General features: G+C 72.4%; 2 protein-coding genes. One reads left to right on the top strand and one right to left on the bottom strand.

Annotated features, from left to right (window positions below):
- On the bottom strand, positions 1-780 hold a 780-nt coding region (locus EHS43_RS44305; RefSeq protein WP_148104331.1), incomplete at its 3' end, for an NAD(P)-dependent alcohol dehydrogenase.
- Positions 781-888: 108 nt separating this feature from the next.
- Between EHS43_RS44305 and EHS43_RS44300 the strand changes: the two genes are divergently transcribed.
- The coding region (locus EHS43_RS44300; RefSeq protein ID WP_148104330.1) for a TetR/AcrR family transcriptional regulator at positions 889-1,542 on the top strand (654 nt) is incomplete at its 3' end.

Raw genomic sequence — 1,542 nt, 5'->3', positions numbered from 1 at the left:
GCGTCCGTGGACGGCGCTGGCCGCGATGTAGCCCAGCGAGGCGGCGGGCCGCGTCAGGTCGAAGGCGATGGTGACCATGCGTCCGCCCGGCTTCAGCATCCGCCGTACGGTACGCAGGTCGGTGCCCGCCGTGTCGAGGACCACGTCGAACAGCCCCAGTTCCGCAGGGGACACGGTCCGGTGGTCGACGGCGTGGTGGGCACCGAGCGTACGGACGAAGTCGAGGTTGGCAGCGCGGGCCAGGGCCGTGACCTCGGCACCGTACGCCTGTCCCAGCTGGACGGCGGCGTTGCCGACGCCGCCCGCCGCGCCCCGTACAAGCAGCCGTTCGCCGGGGCGCAGTGCGGCCTTGTCGCGGAGGGCCGTGACGGCCGTGGTGGCCACCGGCAGCGCGGCAGCGGCTACGAGGTCCAGTCCGTCCGGGACCCGGCCGAGCCGCTCGGGCCGTACCGTCACGTACTCGGCGGCGCTACCGAATCCGGAGCTGCGGCCCAGGACGCCCCACACCTGGTCGCCGACCGCGACGCCGGTCGCGCCGGTGCCGAGTGCGGCGATCTCGCCAGTGAAGTCCAGCCCGATGCGCTGCGGGAACTTCCGGCCGGTGATGAGGCGGGCCCGCCCGGAACGGGCCGCCAGTTCGCCGCCGTTCACGCTGAACGCGCACACGCGCACGAGGACCTCGCCGGGTGCCGGTCCGGGACGTGGCACCTGGCCCACATACAGCACCTCGGGGCCGCCGAAGCGGTCGAACAGTACGGCTTTCATTGTGCGGTCGTCCATCGTTGCGTTCTCACCTTCGCCACCAGTGGCCGTGCGGGGGATCGTGGCGCCGAGCGTAGGCTGGCAAGCGGACGAGATCGTCCATTTGACCGGAGGTGAGAGACAGCGGTGGGGGAATCCTCTCGGATCGCGGGGCAGGACAGTCTGCGGGCGGACGCCCGGCGCAACCGGCGGCGCATCCTTTCGGCTGCCCGCGTGGTCTTCGCCGAGCACGGCATCGACGCGCCCATGGCGACCGTGGCCCGGCGGGCGGGGGTCGGCGTGGCGACGCTGTACCGGCGTTTCCCGACGCGGGACGCACTGGTGCGGGCCGCGTTCGCGCACCAGATGGACACCTGCGCTCGGGCGCTCACCGAGGCGCTGGCCGACCCTGATCCGTGGCAGGGCTTCCAGCGACTGGTCGAGACGGTCTGCGAACTACAACGGGAGGAACGGGGCTTCCCGGCCGCGTTCGTCGCGGCCTTTCCGGACAGCACGCGAGAACACGCGCAGGTACGGGAACAGGCCGAGCGGGACTTCATGACCCTGGTCCGCAGGGCTCAGGCGGCTGGCGTGCTGCGGGCCGACTTCCACCCCTCCGACTTTGCCGTGGCCCTGTTGTCCCACTGCGGTCTGGTCACCGCATTGCCGGATGACCGTGCCGCGTCCCGGCGTCTGGTGGCGTACTTGCTCCAGTCGTTCCGCGTCGAGGCGGCCCACGGAGCGCTGCCGGCGCCGAGCGCACTGTCGCTGCGCAGTCTTCCGCTCGCGGCCCACGGCTCC

Origin of the sequence: Streptomyces sp. RP5T, from assembly GCF_003933965.1 — a bacterium.
Lineage (GTDB): Bacteria > Actinomycetota > Actinomycetes > Streptomycetales > Streptomycetaceae > Streptomyces.
This window is presented reverse-complemented; position numbering and strand designations above follow the sequence as displayed.